The organism is Solwaraspora sp. WMMD406 (genome assembly GCF_029626025.1).
Classification (GTDB): Bacteria; Actinomycetota; Actinomycetes; order Mycobacteriales; family Micromonosporaceae; genus Micromonospora_E.
This window is the reverse complement of the sequence record NZ_JARUBF010000001.1, coordinates 4,724,868-4,740,291: the sequence shown is the minus strand read 5'-3', so window position 1 is coordinate 4,740,291 and position 15,424 is coordinate 4,724,868. Positions and strand designations below refer to the sequence as shown.

Here is a 15,424-nt window from a genome sequence, read left to right as displayed (position 1 = left end):
TGGATTGGTCGAGGTCACGGGTGGGTATGGAGTGGGCGACCGACTGAACCCCCAGGAGGATTTCATGCTCGCCATCGTCGCGGCGGTCGTCTTTGGTTTCGCTCTGCTTCTCGACCTGCTCAACACCGATCTCGGTGCGCCGGAGCTGTTCAACTGGAACACGCTGGTGCTGATCGGATTGCTCTGCCTGGCGTTGTTCTTCGCCGGCGTCGGCCGTGGTGGGACCGGCGGCGGCCGGTGGTATCGCGGACGTCGTCCCGGTCGGGGCTGAGCCTGGCATAGCGTCAACCCGCCTTGGCGCAGCGTAGGCGTTGATCGAGTGGCGGTGTCGGTCCGATCTCGGTGCATTTCCGGCAGGCGAGATCGGGCCGGTACTGTCTTGCTGATGGAGTCCGACGTCCTCTTCTCCTATCCCGCTTCGGGTGGGCCGCGCGGCGCGCGGCCCGCTGCGGGTGGCATGGGCGCGGAGCACGGACTCGGTGATTTCAGCCCGCCCCCCGGCGGCTCTGGCCCCGGCACTGGTCCGACTCCCGGTGGTTCCGATCGGGCTTCCGGTGGCGAGGCCGCGCCCCTGCCGGTACGGATGCGTCCGGCGACCATCGACGAGTTGGTGGGGCAGGAACACCTGCTCGCCCCGGGGTCCCCGTTGCGCCAGCTGGTCACCGGCAGCGCACCGATGTCGGTGATCCTGTGGGGCCCACCCGGCTGCGGCAAGACGACCGTGGCGCATCTCGTCGCGCGGGCGACCGACCGCCGGTTCGTGGCCATGTCGGCACTGTCGGCCGGGGTCAAGGACGTCCGGGCGGTGATCGACGAGGCCCGCCGGCAGCGACGTACCGGCGGACCGCCGACGGTGCTGTTCATCGACGAGGTGCACCGGTTCAGCAAGACCCAGCAGGATTCGTTGCTGGCGGCGGTGGAGGACCGCACCGTGACGCTGCTGGCGGCCACGACGGAAAATCCCCACTTCTCGGTAATATCGCCACTATTGTCGCGTTGTGTCTTGCTTACCCTCCGGCCGCTGGGTGACGACGCGGTCCGTGGCCTGCTCCGGCGAGCGATGACCGACGAGCGCGGTCTGGCCGGGGCCGTACGCCTGGCCCAGCCCGCCGAAGACCACCTGGTACGGCTGGCCGGCGGCGACGTCCGCAAGGCGTTGACCGCGCTGGAGGCGGCGGCGTCCGCTGCGGCAGCCCGCGAACTGGACGAGATCGATCTCGACACCGCCGAGCAGGCGATCGACGTCGCGGCGGTGCGCTACGACCGCGACGGCGACGCCCACTACGACATCACCAGCGCGTTCATCAAGAGCCTGCGCGGCTCGGACGTGGACGCCGCACTGCACTGGTTGGCGCGGATGCTGGTCGCCGGCGAGGACGCCCGCTTCATCGCCCGCCGCATGGTGATCTTCGCCAGCGAGGACATCGGCATGGCGGACCCCGGCGCACTGTCGGTCGCCACCGCCGCCGCCCACGCCGTCGAGTACGTCGGGCTCCCGGAAGCGCAGCTCAACCTGGCCCAGGCGGTGATCCACCTGGCCACCGCGCCCAAGTCCAACTCGGCTACCACCGCGCTGTCGGCCGCCGTCGCCGACGTACGGGCCGGCCGGGGCGGAGCGGTGCCGGCCCACCTGCGCGACGGCCACTACTCGGGGGCGCGTGGTCTCGGACACGGGCGCGGCTACCGTTATCCACACGACGATCATCGAGGCGTCGTCACCCAGCAGTATCCGCCGGACGAACTCGCTGGGGTCGACTACTACCAGCCGACCGAGCACGGCGCGGAGCGCACGGTCGCCGCCCGCCTGCCGGTGCTCCGCCGGATCGTCCGTGGCACCGCCGGTCCGATGACCGAACCTGGTGTGGCGTCCGATGATGACAGCGGCAGCACGACTGCCGGGGAGGAACAGCAGTGAGAGCGCGCGGTTCTGATCGGCCCGACAATCCCGACGAGCGTCGGGAGCCCAAGGCCAAGGGCCGTCGATGGGGCCGGGCGGCGCAGGTCGAAGAAGAGGTGAGCGGCGAGGAGACCGGCTGGCTCGACGACCTGCGTACGGCCAAGGAACAGCGGGTCGACATCGGACCCGGCGCGGTGGAGTCGGCCAGCCCACCGTCGGCCGCCGTACGCGCCGCGCCGGCTTCGCCCGCAGCGCCCGCCCGACCGCCTGCCCCGCCGCCGACGTCACCCCACGGGCCGAGCGCGCCACGTGCCGGTACGGCGCCGGACCGGGACGCGCCCGGATCGAACGGCTCACCCGCTGGCGGGGGGCCGGGGCGTCGACCGCAACAGGTGGACCCCCGCGCGACGAGTTCGCGTGGCACCGACGATGCCGCCCGCCAGTTCGATCCCAGGTCGGCCGGTGCCCGACAAGTCGATCCCAGGGCGGCCGGCGCCCGGCAGGTCGACCCCCGGTCTGGCCCGCCGGCCGCCGGCCAGCCACCCACGTACCGCCCCGGTCCGCCAGCGTCACCGGACGAACCACGAACCGGGCAGGACCGCTACCGTCCGCCAAGGCCGACCAGCGGGCCGCCCGGCCCGCCGCCACACGCCGCGACGGCCCAGCGCGCACCCGGGTCACCTGCTCCGGCGGCCCCCATGGTCCCGCAGTCCGGCAACGCGCCGCCGCTGCCCGTCCCCGAACGGGACCGGACGCCATCGAACGAGCCCACCGCCGGTCGGCGGCCGACCAGCGTCCCCCCGACCGGCCCTGCCCGTGGACCGATCGATGGTCTGTCGGGCGGGTCCTTCCCTGGATTCGAGACCGGCCCGTCCGCCGGTGGAGCCAGCCGTGCTCCTGATCGGTCGCCGCCACAGGCACCACCGACGGGTGCGCCACCGGTAGGGCGCCGCCGGGCCCCGGAACCGCCGGACCCGGCAGCCGCCGCCCCGCCCGCCGATCGAGCCATGCCCGATCGAGCCATGCCCGATCGAGCCATGCCCGATCGAGCCATGCCCGATCGAGCCATGCCCGATCGAGCCATGCCCGATCGAGCCATGCCCGATCGAGCCATGCCCGATCGAGCCATGCCCGATCGAGCCATGCCCGACCGGGCCATGCCCGATCGAGCGATGCCCGACCGGGCCGTACCAGGGCGGGCCGTACCAGAGCGGACCGGTGGGGGACCGGATTCCCCCGGCGGTGGCCGGCACTCGTCCGCCCCGACGGAACCGGCGGGGCGCGGACGTCCATACTTCCCCGGTCAACAGTCGGAACGCTTTCCTGGCCAGCAGGCGGCACCTGGCCCCCGCCCCAGCCCCGGGCCGGCACCTCGCATCGGTCCTGGCCCGAGCCCGAGTCCTAGCCTGAGCCCGAGCCCGGGTGCGCCGGCCAGGCCGGTGTCACCAGCGGCCGGTCCGCCGCCAGGACCGCCGCCAGGCCGGGCAGCCATCCGGGACAATCTCGTACCCCCGGTGGTGCCCGGCCCCGCTGGCGCGTCGTCGCCGGGTCAGAGCCGTCCACCGGCGGAGCCGGGGGATCGCGGCCAGCGTCCGGTCAACCGGCCGGCCGGCCCGTCGCCGTCGACCCTGGCCGGTCCGCCAACGCGTGGTGGTGGCCCGGGCCGAGCAGCCGTCGACCCGGCGGGTACGGCCCCGGACGGACGCCCGGGCGGCGGTCCCCGGCCGGACACCGGTCGACCAGGTCGCCCCGACCTGGGTGGCGGTGCGCCAGCTCAGGCTGGGCAAGCGGCCACGCCCGACAGCGGACCTCGTGGCGCGGCCCGGCCGATCGGCCCTTCGCCCCGCCCGACCTCTGGCGCCGGTGTCCCGGTGGCCCGGGCATCGGCCGCCGCCGTACCGGTGCGGTCCGGTGGCCTGCCGCCGACCGGCGCTGGCCCGGGTTCGCGTCCGGTGTCGGCGCCGCCCGGCCGGGGTCCGAGTGACGCCGGCCGGCCTGGTCCGACCGGCCGAGCGGGCGACCCGCATGCCGATCGGGCCGCGACCGCCCTGATCGTGCGTCAGCCTGCCGCGCCGCCGTCCGCCGGGTCGCCCGTCGTGTCGCCCGCGACCGACGCCGGTGACTCACCCGCCGACTCGGAGACCGAATCCGGCGGGCAGCACCGACGACTGCGCGCGATCGCCCTGATCATGATCGCCGTGCTGGTGCTGGCGGCGTTGCCGCTCTACTTCGGCATCCGCGCGGCCACCCGGGATCCGGTCTTCAACTCCCTGGACCGGCTCGACGTGCCGGCGTGGGCGGCGGTGGAGAGCACCGACGCGGTCAGCGGTAGCCGCTGGTGCATGATCGACTGCCGGTTCCGGGAGCGGACCATTACCTCCGAACGCGGCACCGAGGAGACCGCTCAGGTCTACACCGCCGCGTTGAGTGACGCGGGTTGGCTGCCCTGGACCGTGGAGCTCTGCCCGGCGCAGCCGGTGGAGGGACAGTACACCTGTTGGACCCGGGACGAGCTGACCCTCGACCTGTGGGTCCGGCCGCCGGCCTGCTCCGACGACCTGTTGGCGCAGCGTCCGACCGTCGAACCGCCGGCCGACGGCGCGCCCGAGGTCGACACCAGCGGCGACGTGCCGGCCGACGGCGCGCCGGAATGCACCGGCTCGGTCGTCTCGGTCAAGGTCCGCAACGCCATCGGTGACGATCGGATGAAGCCGCAGCCCAGCATCGACCCCTCGCTGACCGGTGAGGATCCCGACCCGGTCTTCACCGACGACCCCCTGCTGGACCTGGAGACCGAACCGTCGTGAGCGGACCCCCATCACTGACGGTAGGGTCTGCACGGTGGTGCGGCGCCGGCTGACCGCAGCCGGACCGGTCACCGGTGTCGGCGGGGTCGTGCCTGCGGGCGCGACCCGTCTACCGGTCCGTGCCCACGGCCGGGCGGTTCATGAACGAGGAGGACACAGGCATGGATGGTGGACAGATCGCGGCCTTGGTGGCAGCCGGCGCGTTCCTGATGCTCGTGCTCGTGCTCGCGGTGCCGATCCTGCGGCTGCGGCACACCGTGGACGCGGCCACCCGGGCGATCAACGACCTGAACGACCGGACCGGGCCGCTGCTCGGTCAGGTCAACACCTCCGTGGAGAACATGAACACCGCGTTGGGGCAGATGCACACGACCCTCGACGGGGTCAACATCCAACTTGCCAAGATCGACACGATGACGAGCCACGCGCAGAACGTCACGGCGAACGTGGCCAACCTGGCCACTGTGGTCTCGGCCGCGGCGGCCAACCCGTTGGTCAAGGTCGCGGCCTTCGGCTACGGCGTCCGGCGGGCCGCGTCGGCGCGCCGACAGGCCGAGACCGAGCGGGACGTCCGCGCCGAACTCAAGTCCCGGCGTCGGGCCGCTCGTCGCAACGCCGGCTGAGCGGAGAGGAAGCAGACATGAAGCGGTTGCTGTGGCTCGGGGTCGGTCTGGCGGTCGGTGCCCTGGTGGTCCGGAAGCTGACCCACACCGCGCAGTCGTACACCCCGTCCGGGATCGCCGCCTCGCTGTCGGAATCCGCTGGTGGACTGGTCGAGTCGGTCCGTACCTTCATGGAGGACGTCCGCGAGGGCATGGCCGAGCGCGAGCAGCAGATCCAGGCCGCGTTCGCCGAGGGCGTGGCGTTCGATGACCAGTTCGCCGAACTGCGGGGCGACCCGAGCATCGGCGACGAGGAGATCTTTCCCCAGGAGGACGTTCGGTGAAAACGGCGGAGATCAAGCGGCGGTTCCTCGCACACTTCGAGGGAAACGGCCATGCCGTGGTGCCGTCCGCTCCGCTGCCCGCTATCGATGACCCCAACCTGTTGTTCATCAACGCGGGCATGGTGCAGTTCGTACCGTTCTTCCTGGGCCAGCGCACCCCGCCGTTCCAGCGGGCGACCAGCGTGCAGAAGTGCATCCGTACGCCGGACATCGACGAGGTCGGCAAGACCTCCCGGCACGGCACGTTCTTCCAGATGAACGGCAACTTCTCCTTCGGCGACTATTTCAAGGAAGGCGCGATCCCGCTGGCCTGGGACCTGTCCACCAAGCCGGTGGAGGCCGGCGGGTTCGGCATGGACCCGGACCGGATCTGGGTCACCGTCTACCTCGACGACGACGAGGCCGCCGACATCTGGCGGCGCACCGGGGTTCCGGCGGAGCGGATCGTGCGCCGGGGCAACAAGGACAACTTCTGGTCGATGGGCATTCCCGGACCGGCCGGGCCCTGTTCGGAGCTTTACTACGACCGGGGACCAGCGTACGGGCCCGACGGCGGCCCGGAGGTCGACGAGGACCGGTTCCTGGAGTTCTGGAACCTCGTCTTCATGCAGTACGAGATCACCAACGTACTGAGCAAAGAGGTCTTCGACATCGTCGGCGACCTGCCGAAGAAGAACATCGACACCGGCATGGGGCTGGAGCGGATCGCGTCGATCCTGCAGGGGGTCGACAACCTCTACGAGATCGACGAGGTGCGGCCGATCCTGGACCGGGCGGCCGAACTGACCGGCAAACGGTACGGTGCGGGCTCCGGGCACGCGGCGAGCGAGTCGCACCCCGACGACGTACGGCTGCGGGTGATCGCCGACCATGTGCGGACCGCGCTGATGCTGATCGGCGACGGGGTGACCCCGAGCAACGAGGGCCGGGGTTACGTGCTGCGGCGGATCATGCGTCGGGCGATTCGCTCGGTACGCCTGCTCGGCTGGCAGGACCGGGCATTGCCCGAGTTGCTGCCGGTCGCCCGCGACTGCATGGCGCCGTCGTACCCGGAGTTGGCGGCCGACTTCGAGCGGATCTCCACGTACGCCTACGCGGAGGAGGACGCGTTCCTGTCCACCCTGCGGGCGGGCACGACGATCCTGGACACCGCGATCGCGCAGACCAAGTCGGCCGGCGGCGGCAAGCTCTCCGGTGACCAGGCGTTCCAGTTGCACGACACGTACGGCTTCCCGATCGACCTGACCCTGGAGATCGCCGCCGAGCAGGGGCTGACGGTCGACGCCGACGGCTTCCGTCGACTGATGTCCGAGCAGCGGGCCCGGGCCAAGGCCGACGCGCAGGCCCGCAAGACCGGGCACATCGACCTGTCCGCGTACCGGGGGGTGCTCGACTCGGGTGGCCCGGTGGAGTTCACCGGCTACGCGGAGGTGTCCCGTGAGTCGCGGGTGCGCGCGTTGCTCGGCGCGGGTGGCGCGGTGCTGCCGGCGGCCGGCGAGGGTGACGTGGTCGAGCTGGTCCTGGACACCACTCCGTTCTACGCCGAAGGTGGTGGTCAGCAGCCGGACACCGGTCTGCTGACGGTCGGCGCCGGCCAGGTGGAGATCTTCGACGTGCAGTCGCCGGTGCCGGGGCTGGTCGTGCACAAGGCGCGGGTGGTCCGGGGCGAGGTGCGTTCGGGGGAGACCGGGTACGCCGAGATCGACATCCCGCGTCGGCGGGCGATTTCCCGTTCGCACACCGCGACCCACCTGGTGCACCAGACGATGCGCAACTTCCTCGGCGAGTCGGCCACCCAGGCGGGTTCTCTGAACGCTCCGGGGCGGCTGCGGTTCGACTTCAACACCCCGGGTGCGGTGGCGCCGTCGGTGCTGCACGACATCGAGCAGCAGGTCAACGAGGTGCTGCTGCGCGACCTGGAGGTCAACGCCTTCATCACCTCGCAGGAGGAGGCGCGCCGGCTGGGCGCGATGGCGCTGTTCGGTGAGAAGTACGGCGACGAGGTGCGGGTCGTCGAGGTCGGCGACTACGCCCGGGAGCTGTGCGGCGGGACCCACGTGACCAGGTCCGGCCAGCTGGGTGTGGTGAAGATCCTTTCCGAGTCGTCGATCGGGTCCGGGGTACGTCGGGTCGAGGCCCTGGTCGGCATCGACGCGTTCAACTTCCTGGCCCGGGAACACCTGCTGGTGGCACGGTTGGCCGAGCTCTACCGGGTGCCGGCCGAGCAGGTCGCCGACCGGGTGCAGCAGACCGTCACCCAGCTGCGGGACGCGGAGAAGGAATTGGAGAAGCTGCGGGCGCAGCTGGTGCTGGGCGGCGCCGCCGCGTTGGCGGCCCAGGCGCGCGACGTCCGAGGTGTGGCGTACGTCGGCACGGAGGCGCCCGAGGGCGCGGCCGGCAACGACGTCCGGACGCTGGCGCAGGAGATCCGGGGCAAGATGGACCCGGCTCGACCGGCGGTGGTGGCGGTGGCCGCGCGTTCGGGTGGCAAGGCGTCGCTGGTGGTGGCGGTCAACGCGGCCGGTAAGAGCCGTGGCGTGTCCGCCGCCGATCTGGTCAAGGGGGCGCTGAGCGGTCGGGGTGGCGGGAACGCCGACCTGGCCCAGGGCGGTGGCCTGCCGGCGGCCGAGGCGGCGGGCCTGCTGGTCGCGGTGGAGAAGGCGATCGCCGGGCCGGCGTGACCCCGCAAGGTACGGCGGACGGCGGCGAGGTGGTGCGGCGGTGACCGGGTGGGCGCGGGGCCGGCGGCTCGGTGTGGATGTGGGCCAGGTCCGGGTCGGTCTGGCGATCAGCGACCCGGACGGCATCCTGGCGACACCGCTGGTCACCGTGCAACGGGACCGTCGCGCCGACGATTCGGGCCCGCCGTCCGATGTCGTGGAAATTGCCCGGATAGTTATTGAATATGAGGTCCATGAGGTTATTGTCGGTCTGCCGGTGACTCTCGCCGGCACACACGGCCCCGCCGTCGCTACCGTTCAGGCTTACATTCGACTACTGAGCGTGGCGATCGCGCCTATTCCAGTCCTGATGACCGACGAAAGGATGTCGACGGTGGTCGCTAGCCGTAGGCTGTCCGAGCGAGGTGTCCGAGGACGGCGCCAGCGCACGGTGGTCGACCAGGCGGCCGCCGTGGAGATCCTGCAGAGCTGGCTGGATGCGCAGCGGAGGCGGATGTGATGATCGACGAGTTGGACCTTGCCTTCGAGGACCGGGCCGACAAGGGCCGGCACCGTCGGGGTGCCCGCCGGGCGAAGTCGCGTGGCGGTGGCACCGGCGGCGGTGGCCGGGGCAAGACCGCCGCCGCCCTGCTGGTCACCCTGCTGCTGCTCGGTGCCCTCGGCGGTGGCGGCTGGTACGCCTTCGACCGGGTACAGACCTTCTTCGCCACGCCCGACTTCGACGGCGGCGGCACCGGCGAGGTGGTGGTCCAGGTGCACCCCGGCGACAGCGCCACCGACATCGGCAACACCCTGGCCGAGGCGGGCGTCGTCAAGAGCACCAAGGCGTTCACCGAAGAGGCCCGCGCCAACTCCCGCAGCCAGAACATCCAGCCCGGCTTCTACCGGCTGCGGTTGGAGATGAGCGCGGCGACCGCCCTCGGCCTGCTGCTCGACCTGGAGAACAAGGTCTCCAACCGGGTGACGATCCCGGAGGGCCGCACCGCGATCCAGCTCTACCAGGCCCTGGCCGAAGCCACCGACATCCCGGCCGAGGAGTTCGCCGCCGCCGCCAAGGATCCGCTGGCCCTCGGGGTGCCCGACTGGTGGCTCACCCGCACCGACGGACAGCAGGTCACCCCGTCCGCCGAGGGCTTCCTCTTCCCCGACACCTACGACTTCGATCCCGACCTGACCGCCCCGGAGATCCTGCGGCTGATGGTCGACCGGTTCCTGACCGTCACCGGCGAACTGGAGTTCGCCGACCGGGTCCAGGCCGAGCGCGGCGGCATCAGCCCGTACGAGGCGTTGATCGTCGCGTCGCTGGCCCAGGCCGAGGCGGGTAACGCCGAAGACCTCGCCAAGGTCGCCCGGGTCGCCTACAACCGGGTCTACAGCGAGACCTTCCCCTGCAGTTGTCTGCAGTTCGACGTGACGGTCAACTACTACTGGGAGCTGACCGGCAAGCCGACCAAGGCGTCCAAGGACATGACCCGGGAGGAGCTGTACGACGAGAGCAACCCGTACAGCACCCACGCCCGGGGCGGGCTGCCGCCCACGCCGATCAACAACCCCGGCAAGGCCGCCCTGGAAGGCGCGCTCAACCCACCGGACGAGGACTGGCTCTACTTCGTCGCCATCGACAAGGAAGGCCACTCGGCGTTCGCGGTCACCCTGGCCGAGCACGAGGCCAACATCGAGATCGCCCGGCAGAATGGCATCCTCTGAGCAGGCCGGCCCCGACCGGGCCGCGCAGGCGGGTCCGTGCCGGGCCGGCGTGCTCGGCAAGCCGATCGCGCACTCGCTCTCCCCGGTGATCCACAACGCCGGCTACCGGGCGGCGGGACTGGTCGGCTGGAGCTACACCGCGATCGAGTGCGCCGAGTCGGAGCTGTCCGACCTGGTGTCCGGACTCGACCAGCGGTGGGCCGGACTGTCGCTGACCATGCCGTTGAAAGAGACGGCCCTCACTGTCGCCGACGACCAGTCCCCGGTCGCGGCCGCGATCGGCGCGGCCAACACCCTGGTACGCCGACCCGACGGCTCCTGGTACGCGGACAACACCGACGTCCCCGGAATGGTCGCGGTGCTGCGCGGTGCGGGCGTCGCACCCGATGCGCGGATCGCCGTACTCGGTGCCGGCGGCACCGCCCGGGCCGCGTTGGCCGCCGCCGCGGCGCTCGCCGCCCGCGAGGTCACGGTGATCGCCCGGCGTCCGGCGTCGATCACCGAGCTGGCCCCGGTGGCCGACGCACTCGGAATCGACGTCGTCGCGGCGGGCTGGACGGCCGCCGCGACGGCCTGTCGCGACGTGGACGTGGTCGTGGCCACAGTGCCCAAGGGCGTCGCCGATCCGCTCGCGGGCGTGCTGCGCTGGTCGGCCGGGATGGTGTTCTTCGACGCGATCTACGATCCCTGGCCGACTCCGCTCGCCGCCGCCGCCACCGCCGCCGGGGTTCGGGTGATCTCCGGGCTCGACCTGCTGCTGGCTCAGGCGGTCGGCCAGTTCGAGCACTTCACCGGGGTGCCGGCACCGGTGCCGGCGATGCGGGCGGCGCTACACGACGCCCGGTCGACGCCGGGTCAGGGTCAACACCGCGGCACCTGACAGCCCGGCCGCCGCGACGATGACCAGCGCCATCGGTACACGGCGCTGCCGCTGCCGCCGAGGCCGACCAGCGGTGCGGCCAGCGCCCCGACGCCGGACTGGATCGCGCCGAGCAGCGCACCGGCCGTACCGGCGTGCCGACTGTGCTCCTCCAACGCCAGCGAGGTGCCGTTGGGCATCAGTACGCCGATGGTGGCGACGTAGCCGGCCAGCGCCAGCAGGATCAGCCAGAGCTGGCCGCCGACCGCGCCGACCAGCAGCAGACCGGCCATGGCCAGCCCGGTGACCAGGCCGGCGCCGAACAGCCGTCGCGGCCGGTACCGCCCGACCAGTCGGGCGTTGACCTGGCCGAGCACGATCAGCCCGAGCGCGTTGGCGCCGAACACCAGGCTGTACGTGGTGGGGGAGAGCCCGAAGACGTCCTGCAGCACGTACGGCGATCCGGCGATGTAGGCGAACATCCCGGCGAACGCGAGTCCCTGGGTGAGCGCGTACCCGACGAACATCCGGTCGGCGAGCAGGACCCGGGCCGCCCGCGCGGTGCCGGCCAGCCCGTCCCGGTTGCGCCGTCCCGGCGGCAGGGTCTCCGGTAGCCACCGGGCCAACGCCCCGGCGAGCAGTACGGTGATCACCGCGAGCGCGACAAAGATGCCCCGCCACGAGGCGAACTGCAGCACCAGGCTGCCCAGCGCGGGCGCGGCGATCGGTGCCACCCCGAAGATGATCAGCAAACGGGAGAAGAAGCGGGCCGCGTCGGCGCCGGAGAACAGGTCCCGGACCACCGCCCGGGACACCACCAGCCCGACACCGCCGGCGAAGCCCTGCAGCAATCGCAGCCCGGCCAGCACCTCGGCGCTGGGCGCCGCCGCGCAGGTCAGCGACACCAGCGCGTACCCGGCCATCCCGATCAGCACGGGACGCCGCCGCCCCCAGCGGTCGCTGAGCGGGCCGACGATCAACTGGCCGAGCGCCACCCCGATCAGGCATCCGGTGAGCGACAGCTGCACCATGGCCGGCGAGGCGGACAGGTCGTCGCTGATCGCGGGTAGGGCCGGCAGGTACATGTCGATCGACAGCGGGCCGATCGCGGTCGCCGCGCCGAGCAAAATGAGCAGCGCCGCCGGCCGGCGGCGGATGTCGTGCGGCACGGACGACCCCCCGGATGTCGATCTCACCGTACGCCGCGCCGGCGGTCGCCGTTCCGGAGGGCGGGACACCCGACACGCGCCACATGCCGGTGCTCGCCGGCATGGCACACTTCCGACGTGTTGCGCTGGCTGACTGCAGGTGAATCGCATGGTCCCGCCCTGGTCGCGGTCATGGAGGGTGTCCCCGCTGGGATCGAGGTGACCAGCGCGCAGCTCGGCCGGGAATTGGCCCGCCGGCGGCTCGGCTACGGGCGGGGCGCCCGGATGAGCTTCGAGCAGGACGAGATCGAGATCATCGGCGGCCTGCGACACGGGGTGACGCTGGGCAGCCCGGTGGCGATCCGGGTGGGCAACTCCGAATGGCCCAAGTGGCGGACGGTGATGGCGGCCGACCCGGTCGATCCGGACGAGTTGGCCGGCCAGGCGCGAAACGCCCCGCTGACCCGGCCGCGTCCTGGTCACGCCGACCTGGCCGGCATGCAGAAGTACGGCCACACCGACGCCCGGCCGATTCTGGAGCGGGCCAGCGCCCGGGAGACCGCCGCGCGGGTCGCCGTCGGTACGGTCGCCAAGGCACTGTGCCACCAGGCCCTCGGCATCGAGATCGTCTCGCACGTGGTCGAGTTGGGTTCGGTGGCCGCCAAGCCCGGCCTGCAGCCGCGTCCGGAGGACGCCGAGCGGGTGGACGCCGACCCGCTGCGGTGCCTGGACTCGGAGGCGAGTGCCCGGATGGTCGCCGAGGTCGACGCGGCGAAGTCCGACGCCGACACGCTCGGCGGGATCGTCGAGGTGCTCGCCTACGGCGTACCGCCGGGGTTGGGCTCGCATGTGCAGTGGGACCGTAAGCTCGACGCCCGGTTGGCCGCCGCGGTGATGTCGATCCAGGCGATCAAGGGCGTGGAGATCGGCGATGCCTGGCAGCAGGCCCGGTCCCGGGGTTCGGTCGCGCACGACGAGATCGTTCCGACGGCCTCCGGGGTGCGCCGGGTGACCGACCGGGCCGGCGGCCTGGAGGGCGGCATCACCACCGGCGAACCGTTGCGGGTACGGGCGGCGATGAAGCCGATCTCGTCGCTCAACCGGGCCTTGTCGACGGTGGACGTGAGCACGGGTGAGCCGGCGACGGCGATCAACCAGCGGTCGGACGTCTGCGCGGTGCCGGCGGCAGCCGTGGTGGCCGAGTCGATGGTGGCCCTGGTGTTGGCCGAGGCGGTGACGGAGAAGTTCGGCGGTGACTCGGTCGCCGAGATCCGCCGCAACGTCGCCGGTTACCTCGACAACCTGGTGATCCGCTGATGGCACCGGTTTGCGTGCTGGTCGGTCCGCCCGGTGCCGGCAAGACCAGCACCGGGCAGGCCCTCGCGGAGCTGCTCGGCCACGGGTTTCGGGACATCGACGGCGACATCGAGGCGGCTGCCGGAAAGCCGATCCCGGAGATCTTCGTCGACGACGGCGAGGAGCACTTCCGGGCGTTGGAGCGCGCCGCCGTCGAGGCGGCACTGACCGGCTTCTCCGGTGTGCTCGCGTTGGGCGGGGGCGCGGTGCTCGCCCCGCAGACCCGGGCCGCGCTCGCCGATCAGACCGTGATCTACCTCAGTGTCGAGTTGGCCGACGCGATCCGGCGGGTCGGCCTGGGTGCCGGCCGGCCGTTGTTGGCCCTCAACCCCCGGGCGACGCTGCGGCACCTGCTGGACCAGCGCCGCCCGCTGTACGAACAGGTCGCCACTCATCAGGTGGTCACCGACGGCCGTACCCCGGAGCAGGTCGCCGAGGAGATCGTGGAGCTGCTCAAGCGGTGACCCGCGCGGGCGACTAGGCTGCTGTCCTGATGGACTCCACGACTCGCATTCCCGTACCTGGTGAACGACCCTACGAGGTGCTGGTCGGTCAGCGCCTCTTCGCGGAGCTGCCCGAGCTGTTGCCGGGCGCTGCCCGGGTCGCCGTGCTGCACACCCCACCGCTGAAGGAACACGCCGACCGGGTCGCTGAGGCGTTCGCCGGTGCCGCCGTCCTGCTGATCGAGGTGCCGGACGCCGAGGCCGGCAAGTCGATCGACGTCGCCGCCGACTGTTGGGCGCGGCTGGGGGAGGCCGGCTTCACCCGTACCGATGTCGTGGTCGGCATCGGCGGGGGAGCGGTGACCGACCTGGCCGGCTTCGTGGCGGCCTGCTGGCTGCGGGGAGTGCGGTGGGTGCCGGTCGCGACCAGCCTGCTCGGCATGGTCGACGCGGCTGTCGGCGGTAAGACCGGCGTCAACACCAGGGCCGGAAAGAATTTGGTTGGTTCCTTTCATCCGCCGGCCGGTGTGCTCTGCGACCTGGAGCTGCTGACGAGCCTGCCGCCGGTCGACCTGACCGCCGGCCTGGCCGAGGTGGTCAAGTGCGGCTTCATCGCCGATCCGGCGATCCTGGACCTGATCGAGGCCGACCCCCGGGCGGTCACCGACCCGGCGGGTCCGCAGGTCCGGGAGCTGATCGAGCGGGCGATCCGGGTCAAGGCCGACGTGGTCGGCGACGATCTGCGGGAGTCGGGGCTGCGTGAGGTGCTCAACTACGGTCACACCCTGGCCCACGCGATCGAAAAGGTGGAGGACTATCGCTGGCGGCACGGGCACGCGGTCTCTGTCGGCTTGGTGTACGCCGCGACGCTGGCCCGGCTGGCCGGCCGGCTCGACGCGGCGGTCGCCGACCGGCACGCGGCGATCCTGATCGCGTTGGGGTTGCCGACCGGCTACCGGGCTGACGCCTGGCCGCAGTTGCTGGCGGCGATGCGGGTGGACAAGAAGACCCGGGGCAGCCGGCTGCGGTTCGTGGTGCTGGACGACGTCGCCCGGCCGGCGATCCTCGACGGGCCGGAGGACGCGCTGCTCGCCGCCGCCTACGCGCAGGTGGCGAGCGCATGAAGGCGTACGTGCTCAACGGGCCGAACCTGGGCCGGCTGGGCCGCCGTCAGACCGACGTCTACGGGGTGACCAGCTACGCCGACCTGGTGGCCGGGTGTGAGCAGGTGGGCCGGGAGGCCGGTCTGGACGTCGTGGTCCGGCAGACCGACGCCGAACACGAGATGCTCGCCTGGTTGCACGAGGCGGCTGACGCGCAGGCGGCCGTGGTGCTCAATCCGGGTGCCTGGTCGCATTACTCGTACGCGGTCCGCGACGCCTGTGCCATGTTGCGCGGGCCGCTGGTGGAGGTGCACATCTCCAACATCCACGCTCGCGAGCAGTTTCGGCATCATTCGGTGGTTTCGGCGGTGGCCACCGGAGTGATCTGCGGCCTCGGCGTGGACGGATATCGCTTGGCGCTGCTGCATGTCGCCCAGCTCGCGGCGGCCCGTCCCAGCTGATCTCCGGTCGCCGGAT

Annotated in this window: 14 protein-coding genes and 1 pseudogene; 13 read left to right on the top strand and 2 right to left on the bottom strand. The window is 72.0% G+C overall.

Translation table 11 applies throughout. From position 1 onward, the window contains the following. Window positions 1-64: 64 nt before the first annotated feature. Entirely contained in the window at window positions 65-271 is a 207-nt protein-coding gene (locus O7632_RS20765) for a hypothetical protein (protein ID WP_278116614.1), read from the top strand. A gap of 114 nt (window positions 272-385) precedes the next feature. Then, complete coding sequence (locus O7632_RS20760; RefSeq protein ID WP_347403586.1) at window positions 386-1,915, top strand: replication-associated recombination protein A; 1,530 nt, start codon at window positions 386-388, stop codon at window positions 1,913-1,915. Between the two features lie 1,424 nt (window positions 1,916-3,339). Here the strand turns inward: O7632_RS20760 and O7632_RS20755 are convergent. Beyond that, the gene (locus tag O7632_RS20755) at window positions 3,340-3,684 is read right to left on the bottom strand and encodes a hypothetical protein (protein WP_278116613.1); all 345 of its coding nucleotides are present in this window, start codon (window positions 3,682-3,684) and stop codon (window positions 3,340-3,342) included. A 381-nt stretch (window positions 3,685-4,065) separates the two neighbouring features. Between O7632_RS20755 and O7632_RS20750 the strand changes: the two genes are divergently transcribed. The 7 genes from O7632_RS20750 to O7632_RS20720 all read left to right on the top strand — a co-directional run bounded on the left by O7632_RS20750 (window position 4,066) and on the right by O7632_RS20720 (window position 10,918). Next, complete coding sequence (locus O7632_RS20750) at window positions 4,066-4,704, top strand: hypothetical protein (protein WP_278120244.1); 639 nt, start codon at window positions 4,066-4,068, stop codon at window positions 4,702-4,704. A 161-nt stretch (window positions 4,705-4,865) separates the two neighbouring features. Next, window positions 4,866-5,327 (top strand): DUF948 domain-containing protein, encoded by a 462-nt coding sequence (locus O7632_RS20745; RefSeq protein ID WP_278116612.1) that lies wholly within the window; start codon window positions 4,866-4,868, stop codon window positions 5,325-5,327. Window positions 5,328-5,344: 17 nt separating this feature from the next. Continuing rightward, window positions 5,345-5,650, top strand: a complete 306-nt coding sequence (locus tag O7632_RS20740) for a hypothetical protein (protein WP_278116611.1) — start codon at window positions 5,345-5,347, stop codon at window positions 5,648-5,650. Continuing rightward, the gene (gene alaS, locus O7632_RS20735) at window positions 5,647-8,331 is read left to right on the top strand and encodes an alanine--tRNA ligase (protein WP_278116610.1); all 2,685 of its coding nucleotides are present in this window, start codon (window positions 5,647-5,649) and stop codon (window positions 8,329-8,331) included. Before O7632_RS20740 ends, alaS begins: the two co-directional genes overlap by 4 nt. 40 nt (window positions 8,332-8,371) lie before the next feature. Then, on the top strand, window positions 8,372-8,830 hold the full coding sequence (gene ruvX, locus O7632_RS20730) for a Holliday junction resolvase RuvX (protein ID WP_278116609.1): 459 nt from the start codon (window positions 8,372-8,374) through the stop codon (window positions 8,828-8,830). Beyond that, a complete protein-coding gene (gene mltG, locus O7632_RS20725) occupies window positions 8,830-10,038 on the top strand; it encodes an endolytic transglycosylase MltG (protein ID WP_278116608.1) in 1,209 nt (402 codons plus the stop codon). Before ruvX ends, mltG begins: the two co-directional genes overlap by 1 nt. Beyond that, window positions 10,025-10,918 carry a shikimate dehydrogenase gene (locus O7632_RS20720; protein WP_278116607.1) on the top strand — a complete coding sequence of 298 codons (894 nt, stop codon included), beginning with the start codon at window positions 10,025-10,027 and terminating at the stop codon, window positions 10,916-10,918. The genes mltG and O7632_RS20720 overlap by 14 nt, the downstream gene beginning before the upstream one ends. Here the strand turns inward: O7632_RS20720 and O7632_RS20715 are convergent. Then, window positions 10,868-12,033 (bottom strand): annotated as a pseudogene (locus O7632_RS20715) (multidrug effflux MFS transporter); the annotation flags it as partial. The gene O7632_RS20720 and the pseudogene O7632_RS20715 overlap by 51 nt on opposite strands. Before the next feature lie 150 nt (window positions 12,034-12,183). Here O7632_RS20715 and aroC point away from each other — a divergent pair. The 4 genes from aroC to aroQ are packed head-to-tail and all read left to right on the top strand — an operon-like array spanning window position 12,184 to window position 15,408. Then, entirely contained in the window at window positions 12,184-13,362 is a 1,179-nt protein-coding gene (aroC, locus tag O7632_RS20710) for a chorismate synthase (RefSeq protein WP_278116606.1), read from the top strand. Then, a complete protein-coding gene (locus O7632_RS20705; protein ID WP_278116605.1) occupies window positions 13,362-13,865 on the top strand; it encodes a shikimate kinase in 504 nt (167 codons plus the stop codon). Before aroC ends, O7632_RS20705 begins: the two co-directional genes overlap by 1 nt. 29 nt (window positions 13,866-13,894) lie before the next feature. Then, window positions 13,895-14,968: a 3-dehydroquinate synthase gene (aroB, locus tag O7632_RS20700; protein ID WP_278116604.1), complete on the top strand. Its 1,074-nt coding sequence runs from the start codon at window positions 13,895-13,897 to the stop codon at window positions 14,966-14,968. Next, window positions 14,965-15,408: a type II 3-dehydroquinate dehydratase gene (gene aroQ, locus O7632_RS20695; protein WP_278116603.1), complete on the top strand. Its 444-nt coding sequence runs from the start codon at window positions 14,965-14,967 to the stop codon at window positions 15,406-15,408. Before aroB ends, aroQ begins: the two co-directional genes overlap by 4 nt. Window positions 15,409-15,424: the final 16 nt, after the last annotated feature.